We start from the raw sequence: 15,785 nt of genomic DNA on the forward strand, positions 1-15,785 counted from the left end.
GAAGTGAGGAGTGGAGGCAGCGATGAAGAGCGAAGCGGAGTTCGACGACGCCCGGGTGTCCGCGGCGTACCGGCGCACCATGAGCTCCGGACGGGCCCGGCTGGCCGAGGTGCTCGGCGGTCAGGTGGAGGTCGAGTCGTCCGGGGCGTGGCTCACCACGAGCGACGGCCGCCGGTATCTCAACGCGGGCGGCTACGGGGTGTTCATCACCGGCGCCCGGCATCCGGCGGTGGTCCGCGAGGTGGAGCGGCAGCTGCACCGGCATCCGATCGGCACCCGGATCTTCCTCGATCCGGCGGCGGCCCGCGCGGGCGAGCTGCTGGCCTCGGTGACCCCGCCGGGCCTGCACCGGATCCATTTCTCCGGTTCGGGCACCGAGGCGGTGGAGGCCGCGATCAAGCTGGCCCGGCTCAACGGCAGGCGTCGGCTGGTGTCGATGACCGGCGGCTACCACGGCAAGACCCTGGGCGCCCTGTCGCTGACCGCGAAGAGCACCTTCCAGGACCCGTTCCGGCCGCTGCTGCCGGACGTCACCCATGTGCCGTACGGGGACGCCGCCTCGCTCGACGCGGTGCTCGCCCGGCACCCCGGCGAGTCCTGCGTGATCGTCGAGCCGGTGCAGGGCGAGGCCGGGGTGATCGTGCCGCCGGCCGGCTATCTGCGGGCGGTGCGGGAGTCCTGCACCCGGCACGGGGCGCTGCTGGTGATCGACGAGGTGCAGACCGGTCTCGGCCGGCTGGGCCGCTGGTGGGGCGTGGACGCCGAGGAGGTGCGCCCGGACATCCTGCTGTCCGGGAAGGCGCTGGGCGGCGCGGTGATCCCGGTGGCGGCGACGGTGGCGACCGAGGAGGTGTTCGCGGTCCTGGACCGCGACCCGGTGCTGCACACCTCGACGTTCTCGGCGGCGCCGATCGCGATGGCCGCGGTGTGCGGTGCGATCACGGCGATCCGCGACGACGGTCTGGTGTCCCGGGCGGCCTCGCTGGGCCGCCGGCTGACCGCCGACCTCACCCGGATCCTGGCCGGGCACCTGGGGCACCATCCGCACGAGGTGCGCGGCGCCGGGCTGCTGATCGGGGCCGAGTTCGCCGATCCGGCGATGGCCGCCGATCTGTTCATCGCGCTGGTCGGCCAGGACGTGGTGGCGAACCTGTCGCTCAACTCGGACCACGTGGTGCGGTTCACGCCCCCCGCGACGATGACGGACTCCGATGTCGAGTTCCTCGTCGAGCGCTTCGACCGGGCGGCCCGGCAGGTCGCCGAACGCAATCCCGAATACGAGGTACTCACCCATGCGTAGCCTGCGACTGACCCTGCGTTCCACCGGCGTCGACGCCGACGACGCGTACCAGCGGATCACCGAGTTCGAGCGCTACCCCGACCTGGTGGACGAGGTCCGCTCGGTGGTGGTGCACCCGTCCGACGGGCCGGGCCCGCTGGTCAGCGACTGGGACATCTTCTTCCGCAACGGGCCGCTGCGCTGGTCCGAGATCGACTACATCCAGCGGGACACCCGCCGGATCGTGTTCGAGCAGACCGAGGGCGACTTCGAGCTGTTCCGCGGCTCCTGGCAGGTCGACACGGCCGAGGGCGGCTGCGAGGTGGTCTTCGAGGTGACCTTCGACTTCGGCATCCCGTCCCTGGCGGGCGTCCTGGAGCCGATCGCGACGAAGGTGCTCAAGGAGGCCATCGCGACCATCGTCGGCAGCCTCCTCGGCAATGTCACGGTCCTCGACGACCCGGCGGTCGCCGCCGTCATCCGGGCCCGGTTCGCGGGGGCGGCGGCGCCGCGCCCGGTGTCGGCCGCGTGAGCCCGAGGACCCCGAGGAGCCCACGATGGACCATCTGAACCGGTTCGAGAGCAAGGCGACCTACCGGCTGCTGCGCCTGGAGTACGGGGTCGCGCTCGTCCTGTGCTCGGTGCTCATGCTGCTGCACCTGTCCGAGGTGCGCTGGTGGGCGGCGGTGCTGCTGTTCGTCTACATCGACGTGATCGGCTATCTGCCGGGGGCGGTGGCGTTCCGGCGCGCCCCCGGCGGCCGGATCCCGAAGGTCTACTACGTCCTCTACAACACCATGCACAGCCTGGTCACCAACGCCGCCGTGGTCGGCGTCTGGGTGCTCGTCGCGGGGTTCGAGTGGGCGCTGCTCGCCGTGCCCATCCATCTGTGCGGCGACCGCGCGCTGTTCGGGAACTTCCTGAAGTCGTTCAAGGTGCCGTTCGAGCCGGTCCGGCTGCCCGCGTTCGCCGAGTTCGAGAGCCGGCTCGCCGGACCGGACCGGCCGGACGCCCGGCACGCCGCCGCCGAGCGGGTCTGAGGTGAGGAGCGCATGTCCATGACGAAGGAACGCCCGATCATCATCGGCGCGGGCCCCGGCGGCCTCGCGGTGGCCTGGACCCTGAAGGAGGCGGGGTACGACCCGCTGCTCGTCGACCGCGAGGACCGGGCCTGCTCGACCTGGCACTCGTACTACCCCTCGCTGCGGATGAACTCCTGGCGGCGGCTCAGCTCGCTGCCGGGAATGCGGCTCTCGGCGGAGTACGGGCCGTGGCCGATGCGCAACGACTTCCTCACGTACATGAAGAAGTACATCGAGGTGCTCTCGCCCGACGTGCTGTTCGGGACCGACGCCCGGCGGGTGGACCGGGAGGACGGGCAGTGGGTGGTGCGCACCGACGCCGGGGACCTGCGGACCGGGCATCTGGTGATCGCGACCGGGCTGCACCGCAAGCCGTTCGTGCCGGACTGGCCGGGGCTCGACGGGTTCCAGGGCGAGTTCCTGCACGCCCGGGACTACACGGTGCCCGACGGTCTGGTGGGCAAGGACGTCCTGGTGGTGGGGTGCGGGCCGACCGGCATCGACATCGCGGTGGCGGCGGCCCAGGCCGGTGCCTCCCGGGTGCGGATGTCGATCCGCAACATGCCGGTGCTGTTCAAGCTGAGCCCCACCACCTCGCTGCTCTGCCAGGCGATCAAGCACGGACCGCTGCCGCACTGGCTGGTCAACCGGGCGAGCCTGCTGATGCACCGGATGCAGTGGGGCGATCTGACCCGGTACGGGATCCCGCAGCCGAAGGAGGGCACGATGGCGGGCACGTCGCGCATCGGGCACGCGTACGGCGCCATCGACCGCGGTCTCATCGCCGGGGTCAGGGACGGCTCGATCGGGATCGTCCGCGGCGTCACCGGCTTCGACGAGAAGGCGGTGCTGCTCGACGACGGCACCCGCGTCGAGCCGGACGTGGTGATCTCCGCGACCGGCCAACGCCCGGACATGGAGGGCCTGCTGGGCCATCTGCGGGTGCTGTCGCAGCCGGGCGGGCGGCCCCTGGTGCACGGCGCGCGGACCCTGCCGCACGCGCCGCACCTGTACTTCCAGGGCTACCGGCTGCCGCCGGGCCAGCTGCCCGACATGGCGGTGGACGCCCGGGCCATCGCCCGCGCGATCTCCGGGGCCGGGCGGCTCGGCGGGCTCGCCGGGCAGCTGCGGAGCAGGCGATGACGACCGGCAACCCCACCCCGTGGGCCGGTGGCCAGGAGGCCACCCGGCCCCGGCTGCGCGGCCGGCACCGCTGCGACGTGGTGGTGATCGGGGCGGGCCTCACCGGGCTCGCGACCGCGCTCGAACTCCTCACCCTGGCACCGGAACTGACGGTCCGGGTGGTGGAGGCCGACCGGGTCGCCGCGGGCGCCAGCGGCCGGGGCACCGGGCTGCTCGGGCCGCGGCTCGGCCCGTCGCTCCAGGTCGCCAGGAAGCGGTACGGCGACCAGGTCGCCCGCGCCGCCCACCTGTGGTCGGTGGCCGCCGTCCGGACCGTCCTCGACCTGGTGGAACGGCACCGGATCGACTGCGACCTCACCCCCGGCGGCCAGCTGGTGGTCGCGCCCGACGAGCGGGCCCTGGCGCACCAGCTGCGCGAGCGGGACGCGGCGCGGCTGCTCGGACTGCCGCCGGAGCAGGTCGAGTTCGTGGACCGGGAGCTGCTGCCCCCGGTCGCCCGGCGGTACCTCGGCGGGCTGCGGTACGGCCCGGCCGCGACCCTCGACCCGGCGGCGCTCACCGAGCGGCTGGCCAGGGCCGGGGAGCGGCTCGGGCTCGTCGTCCACGAGTCGAGCCAGGTCCGGTCGGTCCGCCGGGGGCTCCTGGCGACCGTGGTCACCGACGGCGGCGAGCTGATCGCCGACCAGGTGGTGGTCGCCGTCAACGCCTACGGCGGCGCGCTCGCCGAGGCCCCCGCCGGGGTGCTCGGGGTCCGGGTGCAGGCCGGGGTGACGGAGAAACTGTCGGCGGAGCAACTGGCCGCGCTCGCGGGCCTGGGCGCCGAACCGCTGATCGAGCACGGCGAGCTCGCCCCGTACTTCCGGCTCACCGCCGACGGCCGTCTGGTGGTCGGCGGCGGGGCCGTCGAGCGCGGCCCGCACGGCGGGCTGGCGCCCCGGCCGGGGCGGCTGCTCGCGGCCGTCCGGGGTCTGTCACCGGTCCTCGCCGACGTCGCCCTCGACTCCACCTGGGCCGGTCCGGTCGCCGTGACCAGGGACGGCCTGCCGGTGCTCGGCGCGGACCCGGCCGACCCGTGGCTGCACCGCGCGGGCGGCTGCAACGGCCACGGGCTCGCCGTGAGCGTCCACCACGGGACGCTGCTCGCCCGCCGTCTCGTCGGCGCCGGGCCGAGCCCCGGCGAGCTGCCGTGGCTGCGGCCCGACGCGCCCTGGCTGCCCGGCGGCCGGGTCGCCGGACGGCTCGTCGACCGCTATCTGGACCATCTGACGGCCGCCGCCGCACCCGCCGGGCCCCGCTACGGGTCCGCCGCGCCCGCCGCATCACGTACCGCCGTATCAAGGACGGAGAACCCCTCATGAGCATCGCCGTACCGCGCCGGACGACCGCGCGCGAACGGCTGGCGCGGTCGGCCACCCTCGGCCGGGTCCCGATCACCGAGCCCCTGGACCGGATGCCGCCGGGCCCCACCGCGTCGGTGGCCCGGCAGACCGTCCGGTTCCGCCGGGCCCGCCAGCACTATCTGCGCGAGATGCACGACCGGTACGGCGACATGGTCACCCTGCGGGTGGTGCCCGGCGGCCCGTTCGTGCTGCTGCGCGACCCGGAGCACATCAAGGAGGTGTTCAAGGGCGCCCCGGACGTCTTCCACGCCGGTGAGGGCAACTCGCTGCTCGTGCCGATCGTCGGCAGGCACTCGGTGCTCACCCTGGACGCCCCCGAGCACCGCCCCGCCCGGAAGCGGATGATGCCGCCGTTCCACCACGAGCGGATCAGCCAACTGACCGTGGCCATGCGGGAGATGGCCGAGCAGGAGGCACTGAGCTGGCCGGTCGGCCGGCCGGTGGACTTCCTCGACCGGGCCTACGCGCTGACCCTCGACATCATGGTCCGGGTGGTGTTCGGCGTCGACGACCCGGGCCGGGCCGCCGCGCTCGGCGCCGCGCTGCGCAGCATGGCCGACATCGGGCTCTCCGAGATCCTGGTGTGGATCAGGCCGGGGCTCGGCCGGATCTGGCCCTGGACCCGGGTGGTGCGCGGTCTTGAGCGGGCCGACGAGCTGATCTACGCCGAGATCGCCCGGCGCCGGGCCGATCCGCGCCGCGCGGAGCGCTCCGACGTGCTCTCGATGCTCCTGGCGGACGAGCCGGACGACGAGGTGGTGCGCGACGAGGTCGTGACGCTGCTCGTGGCCGGGCACGAGACGACGGCGGTCGCGCTGTCCTGGCTGTTCGAGCGGCTGCTGCGGCACCCGGCCGCGCTGGCCCGGGTCCGCGAGGGCATCGACGATCCCAAGGACCCTTACCGCACCGGGGTGTTCAAGGAGGCGCTGCGGGTCCGGCCGGTCATCCACAACGTGGCCCGGCGGCTCACCGAGCCGATCGAGCTGGGCGGCCACCGGCTGCCGGCCGGGGTGTCGGTGCTGCCGTCGATCGGCCCGGTGCATTTCGACCCCCGGCTGTGGGGGCCCGACGCGCATCTGTTCCGGCCCGAGCGCTGGCTGGAGGGCAACCCGCCGCAGAACGCCTGGATCCCCTTCGGCGGCGGCGCCCGGCGCTGCCTGGGCGCGACGTTCGCGCAGGTCGAGGTGGAGACGGTGCTGTGCGGGGTGCTGCGCGCGGTGGAGCTGCGCGCCGCCGACCCGGGGGACGAGCCGAGCGCCATGAACCACATCACCATGATCCCGAAGCGCGGGGCGCGGGTCAGCGTCGTCCGCCGGCTCCGCTGAGCCGCCCGGCCCCCGGACCCCGGACCCCGGACCACCCAGCGAAACGTAGACGGAGACGTAGGAGAGGCATGTCAACGAACCGACCCCCGCGCCTGGTCGCGGTGCTCAACCCGGCGGCGGGCAGCGACGGCGAGCGGCTGATCGAGGAACTGGCCGCGCGGGACGCGGTCCGGGTGGAGGTCGTCACGACCACCGCGCCCGGCACCGCCGCCGAGCTCGCGCACAAGGCCGTGACGGACCCCGAACCGCCGTCCGCCGTGGTCTCGGTGGGCGGCGACGGCACCACCTTCGAGGTCGCCTCCGGCCTGTGGCGGGCCAGGGCGGCGGGCGTCCGCGCGGTGCCGCCGCTGCTCGTCGCGCCCGGCGGCACCGGCAACTCCGTCTACCGCGGCCTGTGGAACGACGAGCCGTGGCCCGAGGTGGTCGAGCGGGTGGCGACCGGGCGCACCAGGACCCGGGCGCTGGACCTGGCCCAGGTGGAGCACGACGAGGAGATCGTGGTGCTCGGCTCGGGCAGCGGCCTGTTCGCCCAGACGCTGTTGAAGGCGGCGGAACTGCCGGGCAGCGGGCGCCAGTTGCTGATGGACGCGGCGCTCGCCGCGATGGCCGAGCACGTGCCGTACCCGGGCCGGGTCACGGTCGACGGGGTGGCGGTGCACGAGGGCGGGATCGTCGAGACGATCGTCGGCGGATTCCGTTACCGGGGCGGCCTGTTGAACCTGGTGCCGCACTCGATGCTGGACGACGGACTGCTCGACGTCACGGTGGTGACCGCCGCCGCCGACATGAACGCCTTCGCGCAGGCCGCGCTCGGCGGCGACGTGTACGAGGTGCCGGGCATCGTCCGGGGCCGCGGCGTCCGGGTGGTGGTGGAGCGGACCGACGGCGAGCCGCTGCTCTACGAGCACGACGGCGAGGTGATGCCGCGCGGCGTCGCCGCCTGCGCGCTGCGGGTGCTGCCCGCCGCGCTGGACGTGCTGACCACCACCGACACCCCCGCCTGGTTCGGGGAGGGCTGAGCCGATGCCCCGTCACGACGAACGGCCGCCGGGCGGCACTCCCCCGGACGGCACAGCCCCTGGCGGCACAGCCCCCGTCGGCGGGTCCCCGGCCGGTACGGCGCCGAGCGCCGAGGAGTGCCGCGACTACTACCGCAGGCTGACCTCGGGGGTGGCCGTGGTGACCGCCCGCGGGCCGGCCGGGTGGTCCGCCTCCACCGCCTCGACCGTCACCAGCGTCTCGCTCGCCCCACCGGTGCTGCTGTGCTGCCTGTCCACCGGCTCGGAGACCCTCGCCGCCCTGCGGCACTCCGGCCGGTTCGCGGTCCATCTGCTCGCCGACCACCAGAGCGACATCGCCGAGCGCTGCGCCCGGCCGCCGGGCGGCGGCTCCCGGCTCACCGATCTGCGCGAGGAGGTGCGCCTGGTGGACGGGGTGCCGGTCATCCCCGGCACCCTCGCCGTGAGCTGGTGCGATCTGTACGCGACCACCGAGGTCGGCGACCACGTGGTCGTGTACGGGCGGCTCACCTCGGTACGGGTCGGCCACGGCCGCCCGCTGCTCTGGCACGACCGTTCCTTCCGCGCCCTGGACGTGCCCGCCCCGACGCTGGCCACCCGGCTCTGACCGAAGGCGATCCCCGATGCCCGACACCCGCGCCCCCGCCCCCGCCCCCGATACCGCCGCTGCCCCCGGCCCCGGCCCCACGCTCACCGGCCGGCTCGCCGACTGGGCGCACCGGGTCCGCTTCGACGACATCCCGGCCCGCACCCGGGAGGCGGCGGTCAGCCAGCTGATCTCGAACCTGGCCGCCGTCCGGGCCACCCTGGCGCACCCCTGGGGCGGACCGCTGACCGCCGCCCTCGGCCCGCCGCTCCAGGCGGACCCGGCCCGCTCCGCCCAGGTCCTCGCCGCCCTGGCGACGGCGCTCGACTTCGACGAGGTCGCGTACGCCGGGCATGTGTCGGCGGGCGCGGTGAACGTGGCCGTCGCCGAGGCCCGGCAGCTGCGACTGGACGGCCGGGCGCTGCTCGCCGCGGTGGTCACGGCGAACGAGTGCGCGGCCCGGATCACCGCGGCCACCATCCTCAGCCCGTTCTTCCGGGGCCAGACCAACACCCACACCCATCTGGCGAGCGCGGCGGCGGCCCGGCTGCACGCGCGCGGGGCGCCGGCCGACGAGTGGCGCAGGGCACTGGGGCTCGCCCTCGGCATCCTGCCCGTACCGCTGCACCACGGGGTGGTGACAAGTCACGTCAAGGCGTTCACGGCGGCGGCGCCGGTACGGCTCGCGCTGGACGCGTGCGACGCGGCGGCGCACGGCCTGGGCGGCGCCGACGACGTCCTGGAGCATCCGGAGGGGCTGCTCGCCGAGCTGTCGGCGGTGCCGGTGCCGGAGGCGGTGGACACCCTGCTCGGGGTGCGCTGGCACACCGACACCCTCACCTACAAGCGGTTCCCTGGCAGCGCCTATCTGCACGCCGCGTTCGACTGCGCCGAGCGGCTGCACGCGCGGCTCGGCCGGGTCGACGCGGCCCGGGTGGCCCGGATCGTGGTCGACGGGTCGCTGCTGACCTGGCAGCTGGAGCGGAAGGTGGCGGGCGCGCTGCGCGGCCCGGACACCTCGGTGGCGGCGGCCACCCTGTCGGTCGGCTACGGCGTGGCGACGCTGCTGCTGACCGGCGGCTTCGGGGCGCCGGACCTGACGCCCGCCGCGCTCGCCGGGGCGGACCGGTGGGCGCTCGCCGACAAAGTGACGGTGGAGCACGACATGGGGCTCTCGCTGGCCATGGCGGCGGCCACCGTGCCGCTCGGCGCGGCGCTGCGGCAGGCGGGCGACCGGGCGCTCGGCTGGCCGGAGCTGGTCCGCTGGACCGGGGACGCGGCGCCCGAGGTGGTGGCGTCGCTCGGTCCGCCGGAGGAGACCTTCGAGGACGCGACGATGGCGATCGGCGCCCGGGTGCGGGTGGAGCTGGTGGACGGCACGGTGGTCGGCGAGGAGTGCCCGGCGTTCCTGGGCGCGGCGGGCGCGACCGACCGGGCCGGGCAGCGGGCCCTGGTGCGGGCCAAGTTCCTCGCCACCGGCGGCTCCGGGGCGGCCCTCGCCGCCCTTGAGGACATCGCCGCGCTCGGCCCGGCCGCCACGGCCCGGGCCCTGGCGGCGGCGCTCACCGTCGCTCCCCCCGGTCCAGGAGGGCGATGACCGGGCCGATCTTGACCCGGGAGGTGATCGCGAGCTTCCGGAAGATGTTGCGCAGGTGGTAGTTGACGGTGTGCGGGGACAGCTCCAGCTCGCGGGCGATCTGCTGGTTGGTGAGCCCGTACGTGACATGGCGGGCGACCTCGATCTCGCGCTGGGTCAGCGAGTCGAGCCGCTCCAGCTGGTCGGCGTCGGCCGCGCCGGCGTCCGGCGCGAAGGAGGTCGTCAGGCGTTGCCGGGGCACCCGGGGTCCTTCGGGCGCCGGGGGGTCGCCGAGCCAGGCGGCGCGGGCGTAGCGGGCGGCGGCCTCGATGGCGGGCACGCCGGGGTTGTTCCGGGCCAGCTTCTCGATCGCGAGCCGGGCGCGTTCGGCGAGCGGCACGTCCCCGGCGGCGCGGGCGGTGGCGATCATCCAGGCGGCCCTGGTGGGGTCCTCGACCAGGCAGCCGGAGGTGGTGGCGAGCTCGGACCAGCGGGCCCGCAGCTGGTCGGCGGCGGCCCGCGGGCCGTCCTGGCGGGCGGTCAGGACGAGTTCGGCGTAGGCGGCCCGGGCGATCGAGTCGGGGTAGGCGTAGTAGGCGGATCTGCGGTGGAAGCGGGTGAGCGCGTCGACGGCGAGGTCGGTCCTGCCCTTGCGCAGCTGGGCCATGGCGGCGACGGAGAGGGCCAGTTTCACGCCGACGGCGGAGGCGTGCCGGTCGCTGAGGCCGACCGCGGTGCGGGCCTTCTCGATGGCGTCGTCGTAGCGGCCCTCCTGGAGGTCGAGGGTGGCGAGCAGCGCGTCGGGCAGGGAGCTGAAGGCGAGGAGTCCGGCGCCGTCGACGGTGGCGCGCATGTCGCTGACCACCCGGACGACCTGTTGGGAAACATGTAACTCGATCAATTTTTTGGCGAGCAGCAGATCCGCGTAGAGCCGCCACATGGGAATCACTCCACCCGCTTTCTGCACGGCGGACTGGTTCAACCACAAACCTTTTGTGAGATCACCTTCGTGCCACTTCTGCTGTGATTGCACGCACAAGGTGACCACATCGAGGGAATCGGGATTCGCGGGGCCTTCCGCATCCGAAATCCATCGCTCGATGGGCTCTCCGATCATGGAACCGACGAGTACCCGGAAAGCCTTGATGTCCCGGTGGGCGGGGGTGTCCTCGGCGAGATCGTCGAGGGCCTCGTTGGTCGCAAGGAGGGCGCCCTGCACGTCACCCCTGACGAACCTGATCCGGGCCCGGTCCAGGGTGGCCCGGACCGTTTCGCTCATTTCCGCGGAGTGATGCGCCCCGATCAGGTACAACACATCACTGACAGATGTCGGGTCGGACGGGCGCGCCGAGCACACCGCGGAGCTCCTCTCGATCGTAAGCGGACCCTCGGCCATTGAAGATCACCGAAAATTCTAGGCGCCGCCCTCCCGCCCTCCAATAGTTACCGAAGAGTCACTTCACGGACGGCGCCGACGGGGCCGATCCGCACGGGTCGCGACCCTAAATACCAAGGAATTGTAAAATGGCACCAAAGAGCGACAATCCGACACGAGCCCGGACCGCGAAAGCGGTATCTACCGGCAAAGCACACACATCGCCGCGCACCCCGCCGGAGCCCCGGCCAGCCATTTTCGGCCATGTGAACTGATTCACACCCACGAATTCCGGCACATGCGGAATGCATGAGCCCGAAAAGGGGAAGCGAGCGGTTCAGGGCAGCAGCCAGTGCGGGTCGGGAACGACCGTGAGCAACGCCGACACCACCACCACCGCGCCGAGCACCCCCAGCTCCACCCGGGCCGGTGCCTCGGCGTCCGCACCCCGCAGCATCCGCCGCCGCGCGGTCAGCGCCAGCAGCGCCGTGAGCCCGAACAGACCCAGCTTCACGAGCAGCACCCGACCGTAGGCGGTGCTGACCACCCCGTCCAGCGGCAGCCGCCGCAGCGTCGAGCAGGTCCCGGTGACGGCCAGCGCCGCGAACACCCACCCGGCCATCCGCGCGTACCGCGTCAGCACCTCCAGGCCACCGCCGCGCAGCCGCATCACCCGCAGCACGTACAGCAGGGTGCCGCACCACAGCGACGCCGCCGTCAGATGCACCACGGTCAGCCCGACACCCACCGCCGGACTGTACGACTCCGGGTGCGCGCGCAGCGCCTCCGCGCCGATCGCCAGCGCCAGCGGCCCCAGCGCCAGCGCGGGACGGCGGCCCGCGGCGCACAGCGCGGCCAGCGCCAGCGCGTTCGCGGTCACCAGGAGCAGCCGGCCCTCGCGCAGCCCGTACACGGTGGAAAGATCGAGACCGCTGATCGCGGCCAGCAGGAACAACAGGGCCGCGGACGCGGCACAGCCGGTCAGCGCGGCCGGGACCGACCAGCGGCGCGGCAGCGGACCCGCCCGGGCGAGGCGCACCCCGACGATCTCGCCGAGCTGCACCGCCAGCGCGGCGACGACCAGCAGCCGTAACAGGGTGATGCTGCCCGCGGCGGGAATCTCCAGCTCGCCGGTGCCCACCTGGGCGAGCGAGACGCCGAGCAGCGCGACGGCCAGGACGGCCAGTCCGGCCAGAACGGCCGCCGTCCGGCGGATCGGGGTGCCGAAGGGTCCGGGAGCACTCACCGGACGATCGTCACCGGGGCCCGGACGGGCGGCAACTCAGCTTCGTACGCTTGGTGGTACGGGTCGCCGCCCGCCCGCGCGCCCAGGGGGCAGGCCCCGGGCGGGGCTCAGGCTCACGCCTTGTTCAGGTGCGCCCAGAACTCGTCCCAGGACAGCACGCCGTCCTCGTTGTCGTCGCGCTGCCTGATGAGCGCCTCGGCGACCGTCTCGGTGACGTTGAAGTCGCCCATCTCGGCCATGACGTGCTTGTACTCGGCGGCCGTGATGAAGCCGTCCCCGTCCACGTCGAACTTGTTGAATGCCGTGCGTGCCGACTCGATGTCCGCCACTGCTTCCGCCCCTTCATGGTGCTTCGATGTCGGGGGTCAGATTAGCGGTCGCCCCGGTGCCGGATGATGGGGGTATGAGCAGCACACTGACCGACATACTCACGGCCGCGGCGAACGGGGACTTCCCGGCGCCGGACGGCTCGACCACGATCCTGCCGCAGCCCGGCGGACGGGACGCCGGAGTGCTGTCCTTCACCGCCCACTCGGTGATCTTCCTCGACGAGGACCCCGAGTGGATCAGGGCCGAACTGGCCGCCGCCTCGCCCGACCCGCTGGCCGCGAGCATGACCCCGCGCTTCCTGACCGCGCTGAGCGCCCGCAGCGGCCGCTCCGTCGACCACATCGACCTGATGACCGTCGCCGACGCCCTGCCCGGCGCCCCCGAACTGCCGCTGCGCGAGATCCACGACCAGCACCACCCGCGCGTCGAACGCGCCCTGAAGTACCGGGACGAGGTACGCGTCTGGGTCACCGACGGCGGCCTCGTCACCCTGGGCCGGGGCGTCGCGGGCCGGATGGAGGTGGCCGTCGAGGTCGACGAGACCGCCCGCCACCGCGGCCTCGGCCGCGCCCTCGCGACCGCCGCCCGCCACCTCACCCCCGACCCCCACATCTGGTCCCAGCAGACCCCCGGCAACGCCCGCAGCGTGCGCGCGTTCCAGGGCGCGGGGTACCGGCCGGTGGGAGCAGAGGCCCTGTTGATCGCCAAGTGAGCAAGCGGTGCGGGCCCGCCCCCCTTTTTTTTGTGGCTCGGTTCGCCTCCGGGCGCCTCAGCGTGTGTCGACGGTCGACCGTGCTCGGTCCCTCGTACCTCGGGACCTCCGCGCGCTCTCCCTTTCGACACCCACGGCGCCCTTCGGCTCACTCGCCCAACAGGTGAGACCGGACCAGCAGGCGCCGCCGGAGGGTGAGCCCGCACCGGTGGGGTGCCTACTGGTGCGGGCTGAGCCCCCCGGGGGGCGGCCTGGCCCGGGGGTGACTGCTGTTGCGGCTGTGCCCGTACGGGCGAGTGAGCCGAAGGGGCGCGTCGAGGGAACAGTGCCTGGCGCGCACAGGCCCCGAGGAACGAGGGGCCGAGCACGGCAGGTGCTGTGAGCTCGGCTGTAGCGCCCCGGAGGCGAACCGAGCCACGAAAAAAGGGCGAACCGAGCCACAGAACTATCGGAAGATGCCGGTGTGGCCCAAGGAGTACCGGCCGGGCTGCGGGTACACCGCAAGCCCGTGCGGGCCGCTGCCCACCGGGATGCGGGCCAGCTGGTGGCCGGTCGTGGTGTCGATCGCGTACACCTCGGAGTTGTAGCGGCCGGACAGCCACAGCACCTTGCCGTCGGCCGAGACGCCGCCCATGTCCGGGGAGCCGCCGTTCGGCAGGTGCCACTTCTTGGTGAGGGCGTTCTTGGTGAAGTCGAAGACGGAGACGGTGCCCTCGCCCCGGTTGGACACGTACATCTCCTTGGAGTCGCGGGAGACGTACAGGCCGTGGCAGCCCTTGCCGGTGGGCAGCAGCCGGGGGGTGGTGAAGGTGTCGCCGTCGAGCACCCACATGCCGTGGGCCATCATGTCGGCGATGTAGAAGGTCTTGCCGTCCGGGGAGATCTTCACGTCCTGCGGCATGGCGCCCTGGAAGGGCAGTTTCTGCTGGCCGACGACCTCCATCTTCTCGGTGTCGACCTTGAGCAGCTCGCCGGAGAACTCGCAGGAGACGACGAAGTACCGGCCGTCCGCCGAGAAGTCCGCGTGGTTGACGCCGTAGCAGGTGACCGGGACGGTCTTCTTCCGCGCCATGGTGTGCGGGTCGCGGAAGACCAGCTCGCGGTCCATGGAGGCCATCACGACCGCGTACTTGCCGTTGGGCGTGAAGTACAGGTTGTACGGGTCGTGCACCTCGACCGGTTTTCCGGCGACGCCGGTCGCCGGGTCGATGGGGGTGAGGGTGTGGCCGCGGTTGTTGTTGACCCAGAGGGTCTTGAGGTCCCAGGACGGGACGACGTGCTGCGGCTGGACGCCGACCGGGATGGTCTCGATGACCTTGTAGGTGGCCGGGTCGATCACGGACACCGTGTTGGAGTTGGTGTTCGGGACGTAGACCCGGGACGGGAAGCCCTGCACCACCGGGGAGAGCCGGTTCGGCCGGTCGGCGGCGTAGACGTCGTCGCGGGCGAGCAGGGGCGGCATCCCGGGGAGTCCGGCGGGCGCGGCGGCGGCCTTGGGGACGGCGGGGACGGCGGGGACGGCGGCGGCCTTCTGGGTGCTGTGTCCGGCGTCGGGGGCGGGGCGCGGGCCGCCGCAGCCGACCGGGCCGAGGGCGAGGGCGGCGGCCGTGGTGAGCAGCAGGGCGGCGGTACGGGTACGGGTTCCCGTCCGGGTGCGGGAGGGGCGCGGGGTCGGCATCAGCTCAGCAGCTCCGTGGTGGTCACCGCGCGCAGGCCGCGGCGGTCGAGGTCGGCGAGGAGGAGGGGCAGCGCGGCGACGGTGTCGGGGTAGCCGAAGTGGAGGCTGACCACGGAGCCGTCGCGCAGCGGCCGGGTGATGTTGGTGACGACGGCGGCGGCGCCGGGCGAGGTGAAGTCGAGGGAGTCGACGTCGTACGAGAGGACGTGCGGGTATCCGGCGCGCCGGGCGGCCCGTACGACGGCCGGGGTGGCGTGCTGGGTGCGGGAGGGCCGGAACCAGGTGCCGACGGAGCCGGTGAGGCGGCGCAGCCGACGGGCGCAGCCCTCGATCTCGGCGTGTGCCTGGTCCTCGGTCATGGCGTTGATGTCGAGGTGGTGCTGGGTGTGGTTGCCGAGGTCGTGGCCGCCGTCGAGGATCCGCCGGGCGATGTCGGGGTGTTCGTCGAGCCAGCCGCCGACGGCGAGGACGGTGACCCGGGCGCCGGCCCGTTCGGCCTGGCCGAGCAGGGTGCGGGCGATCGCGGGGTCGCCCTGGCCGTGGAAGGTGAGGGCGACCCGGGGGCGGTCGCGGGGGCCGTGGGCGATCTCGGCGGGCAGGCCGGGATAGCGGCGGGGCGCGGGGGCGGCGACGGGTGCCGCGGGGGCGGGGCGCTGGGGCCGGGGCGGCGCGGGGCGGGGCTCCGTGCCGCAGGCGGTGGCGAGGGCTCCCGCGAGGGCGGTGGCCGCGCCCGCCCGGAGGGCGCCTCGGCGGTCGGTCGGCATCACGCGTCCATTTAAAGATGAATGGAGCGGAAAGATAACGATTGAGCCGATTCAGGACGTTTGCGGGTCGGATTCAGGCGTCCACCATGCGGACAGGGCGAGGAAACACTCCGTGAACCTCATACCTATTCATGTTTTGAAAGGTGAGTGCCGCACGTCACCAACGATTCACCGGTAAACTGTCACTGTTTGTCCGGTTCTGCCCCGGTAGGGACTTTTGCCGCCGTGCCCTCCCTCGTGTCATAGTCGGTGACACGACCCCCATTGACC

The 15,785-nt window shown here is 73.5% G+C and carries 15 protein-coding genes; 10 read left to right on the plus strand and 5 right to left on the minus strand.

The genetic code is table 11. The features are described from left to right. Positions 1–22: 22 nt before the first annotated feature. The 9 genes from ACIPXM_RS24225 (at position 23) to ACIPXM_RS24265 (ending at position 9,431) form a co-directional block, all read left to right on the plus strand. Entirely contained in the window at positions 23–1,300 is a 1,278-nt protein-coding gene (locus ACIPXM_RS24225) for an aspartate aminotransferase family protein (protein ID WP_401658833.1), read from the plus strand. Then, a complete protein-coding gene (locus ACIPXM_RS24230) occupies positions 1,293–1,811 on the plus strand; it encodes a type II toxin-antitoxin system RatA family toxin (protein ID WP_401658835.1) in 519 nt (172 codons plus the stop codon). The genes ACIPXM_RS24225 and ACIPXM_RS24230 overlap by 8 nt, the downstream gene beginning before the upstream one ends. A gap of 25 nt (positions 1,812–1,836) precedes the next feature. Continuing rightward, positions 1,837–2,319 (plus strand): hypothetical protein, encoded by a 483-nt coding sequence (locus ACIPXM_RS24235; RefSeq protein ID WP_401658837.1) that lies wholly within the window; start codon positions 1,837–1,839, stop codon positions 2,317–2,319. An 18-nt stretch (positions 2,320–2,337) separates the two neighbouring features. After that, positions 2,338–3,504 carry a flavin-containing monooxygenase gene (locus ACIPXM_RS24240; protein ID WP_401658839.1) on the plus strand — a complete coding sequence of 389 codons (1,167 nt, stop codon included), beginning with the start codon at positions 2,338–2,340 and terminating at the stop codon, positions 3,502–3,504. Beyond that, positions 3,501–4,862: an NAD(P)/FAD-dependent oxidoreductase gene (locus ACIPXM_RS24245; protein ID WP_401658842.1), complete on the plus strand. Its 1,362-nt coding sequence runs from the start codon at positions 3,501–3,503 to the stop codon at positions 4,860–4,862. Before ACIPXM_RS24240 ends, ACIPXM_RS24245 begins: the two co-directional genes overlap by 4 nt. After that, positions 4,859–6,229 carry a cytochrome P450 gene (locus ACIPXM_RS24250; protein WP_401658845.1) on the plus strand — a complete coding sequence of 457 codons (1,371 nt, stop codon included), beginning with the start codon at positions 4,859–4,861 and terminating at the stop codon, positions 6,227–6,229. Before ACIPXM_RS24245 ends, ACIPXM_RS24250 begins: the two co-directional genes overlap by 4 nt. 68 nt (positions 6,230–6,297) lie before the next feature. Continuing rightward, on the plus strand, positions 6,298–7,248 hold the full coding sequence (locus ACIPXM_RS24255; protein ID WP_401658848.1) for a diacylglycerol/lipid kinase family protein: 951 nt from the start codon (positions 6,298–6,300) through the stop codon (positions 7,246–7,248). Positions 7,249–7,252: 4 nt separating this feature from the next. Continuing rightward, on the plus strand, positions 7,253–7,855 hold the full coding sequence (locus ACIPXM_RS24260) for a flavin reductase family protein (protein WP_401658851.1): 603 nt from the start codon (positions 7,253–7,255) through the stop codon (positions 7,853–7,855). Between the two features lie 16 nt (positions 7,856–7,871). Beyond that, positions 7,872–9,431 carry an MmgE/PrpD family protein gene (locus tag ACIPXM_RS24265; protein ID WP_401658853.1) on the plus strand — a complete coding sequence of 520 codons (1,560 nt, stop codon included), beginning with the start codon at positions 7,872–7,874 and terminating at the stop codon, positions 9,429–9,431. On the opposite strand, the gene ACIPXM_RS24270 is transcribed toward ACIPXM_RS24265, so the two are convergent. The 3 genes from ACIPXM_RS24270 to ACIPXM_RS24280 all read right to left on the minus strand — a co-directional run bounded on the left by ACIPXM_RS24270 (position 9,397) and on the right by ACIPXM_RS24280 (position 12,360). Continuing rightward, positions 9,397–10,350 (minus strand): LuxR C-terminal-related transcriptional regulator, encoded by a 954-nt coding sequence (locus ACIPXM_RS24270; RefSeq protein ID WP_401658856.1) that lies wholly within the window; start codon positions 10,348–10,350, stop codon positions 9,397–9,399. The genes ACIPXM_RS24265 and ACIPXM_RS24270 overlap by 35 nt on opposite strands. Before the next feature lie 772 nt (positions 10,351–11,122). Continuing rightward, positions 11,123–12,031 carry a CopD family protein gene (locus ACIPXM_RS24275; RefSeq protein WP_401658858.1) on the minus strand — a complete coding sequence of 303 codons (909 nt, stop codon included), beginning with the start codon at positions 12,029–12,031 and terminating at the stop codon, positions 11,123–11,125. 113 nt (positions 12,032–12,144) lie between these two features. Beyond that, positions 12,145–12,360 carry an EF-hand domain-containing protein gene (locus tag ACIPXM_RS24280; protein WP_401658861.1) on the minus strand — a complete coding sequence of 72 codons (216 nt, stop codon included), beginning with the start codon at positions 12,358–12,360 and terminating at the stop codon, positions 12,145–12,147. Between the two features lie 74 nt (positions 12,361–12,434). On the opposite strand from ACIPXM_RS24280, the gene ACIPXM_RS24285 reads away from it, so the two are divergent. Then, a complete protein-coding gene (locus tag ACIPXM_RS24285) occupies positions 12,435–13,073 on the plus strand; it encodes a GNAT family N-acetyltransferase (RefSeq protein WP_401658864.1) in 639 nt (212 codons plus the stop codon). A 445-nt stretch (positions 13,074–13,518) separates the two neighbouring features. On the opposite strand, the gene ACIPXM_RS24290 is transcribed toward ACIPXM_RS24285, so the two are convergent. Together ACIPXM_RS24290 and ACIPXM_RS24295 are read right to left on the minus strand one after the other, a co-directional pair. Continuing rightward, a complete protein-coding gene (locus ACIPXM_RS24290; RefSeq protein WP_401658866.1) occupies positions 13,519–14,751 on the minus strand; it encodes a hypothetical protein in 1,233 nt (410 codons plus the stop codon). Beyond that, positions 14,751–15,518 (minus strand): polysaccharide deacetylase family protein, encoded by a 768-nt coding sequence (locus ACIPXM_RS24295; RefSeq protein WP_401658868.1) that lies wholly within the window; start codon positions 15,516–15,518, stop codon positions 14,751–14,753. Before ACIPXM_RS24295 ends, ACIPXM_RS24290 begins: the two co-directional genes overlap by 1 nt. Positions 15,519–15,785: the final 267 nt, after the last annotated feature.

This window comes from Streptomyces sp. NPDC090025 (assembly GCF_044748125.1).
In the GTDB taxonomy this organism is placed as follows: domain Bacteria; phylum Actinomycetota; class Actinomycetes; order Streptomycetales; family Streptomycetaceae; genus Streptomyces.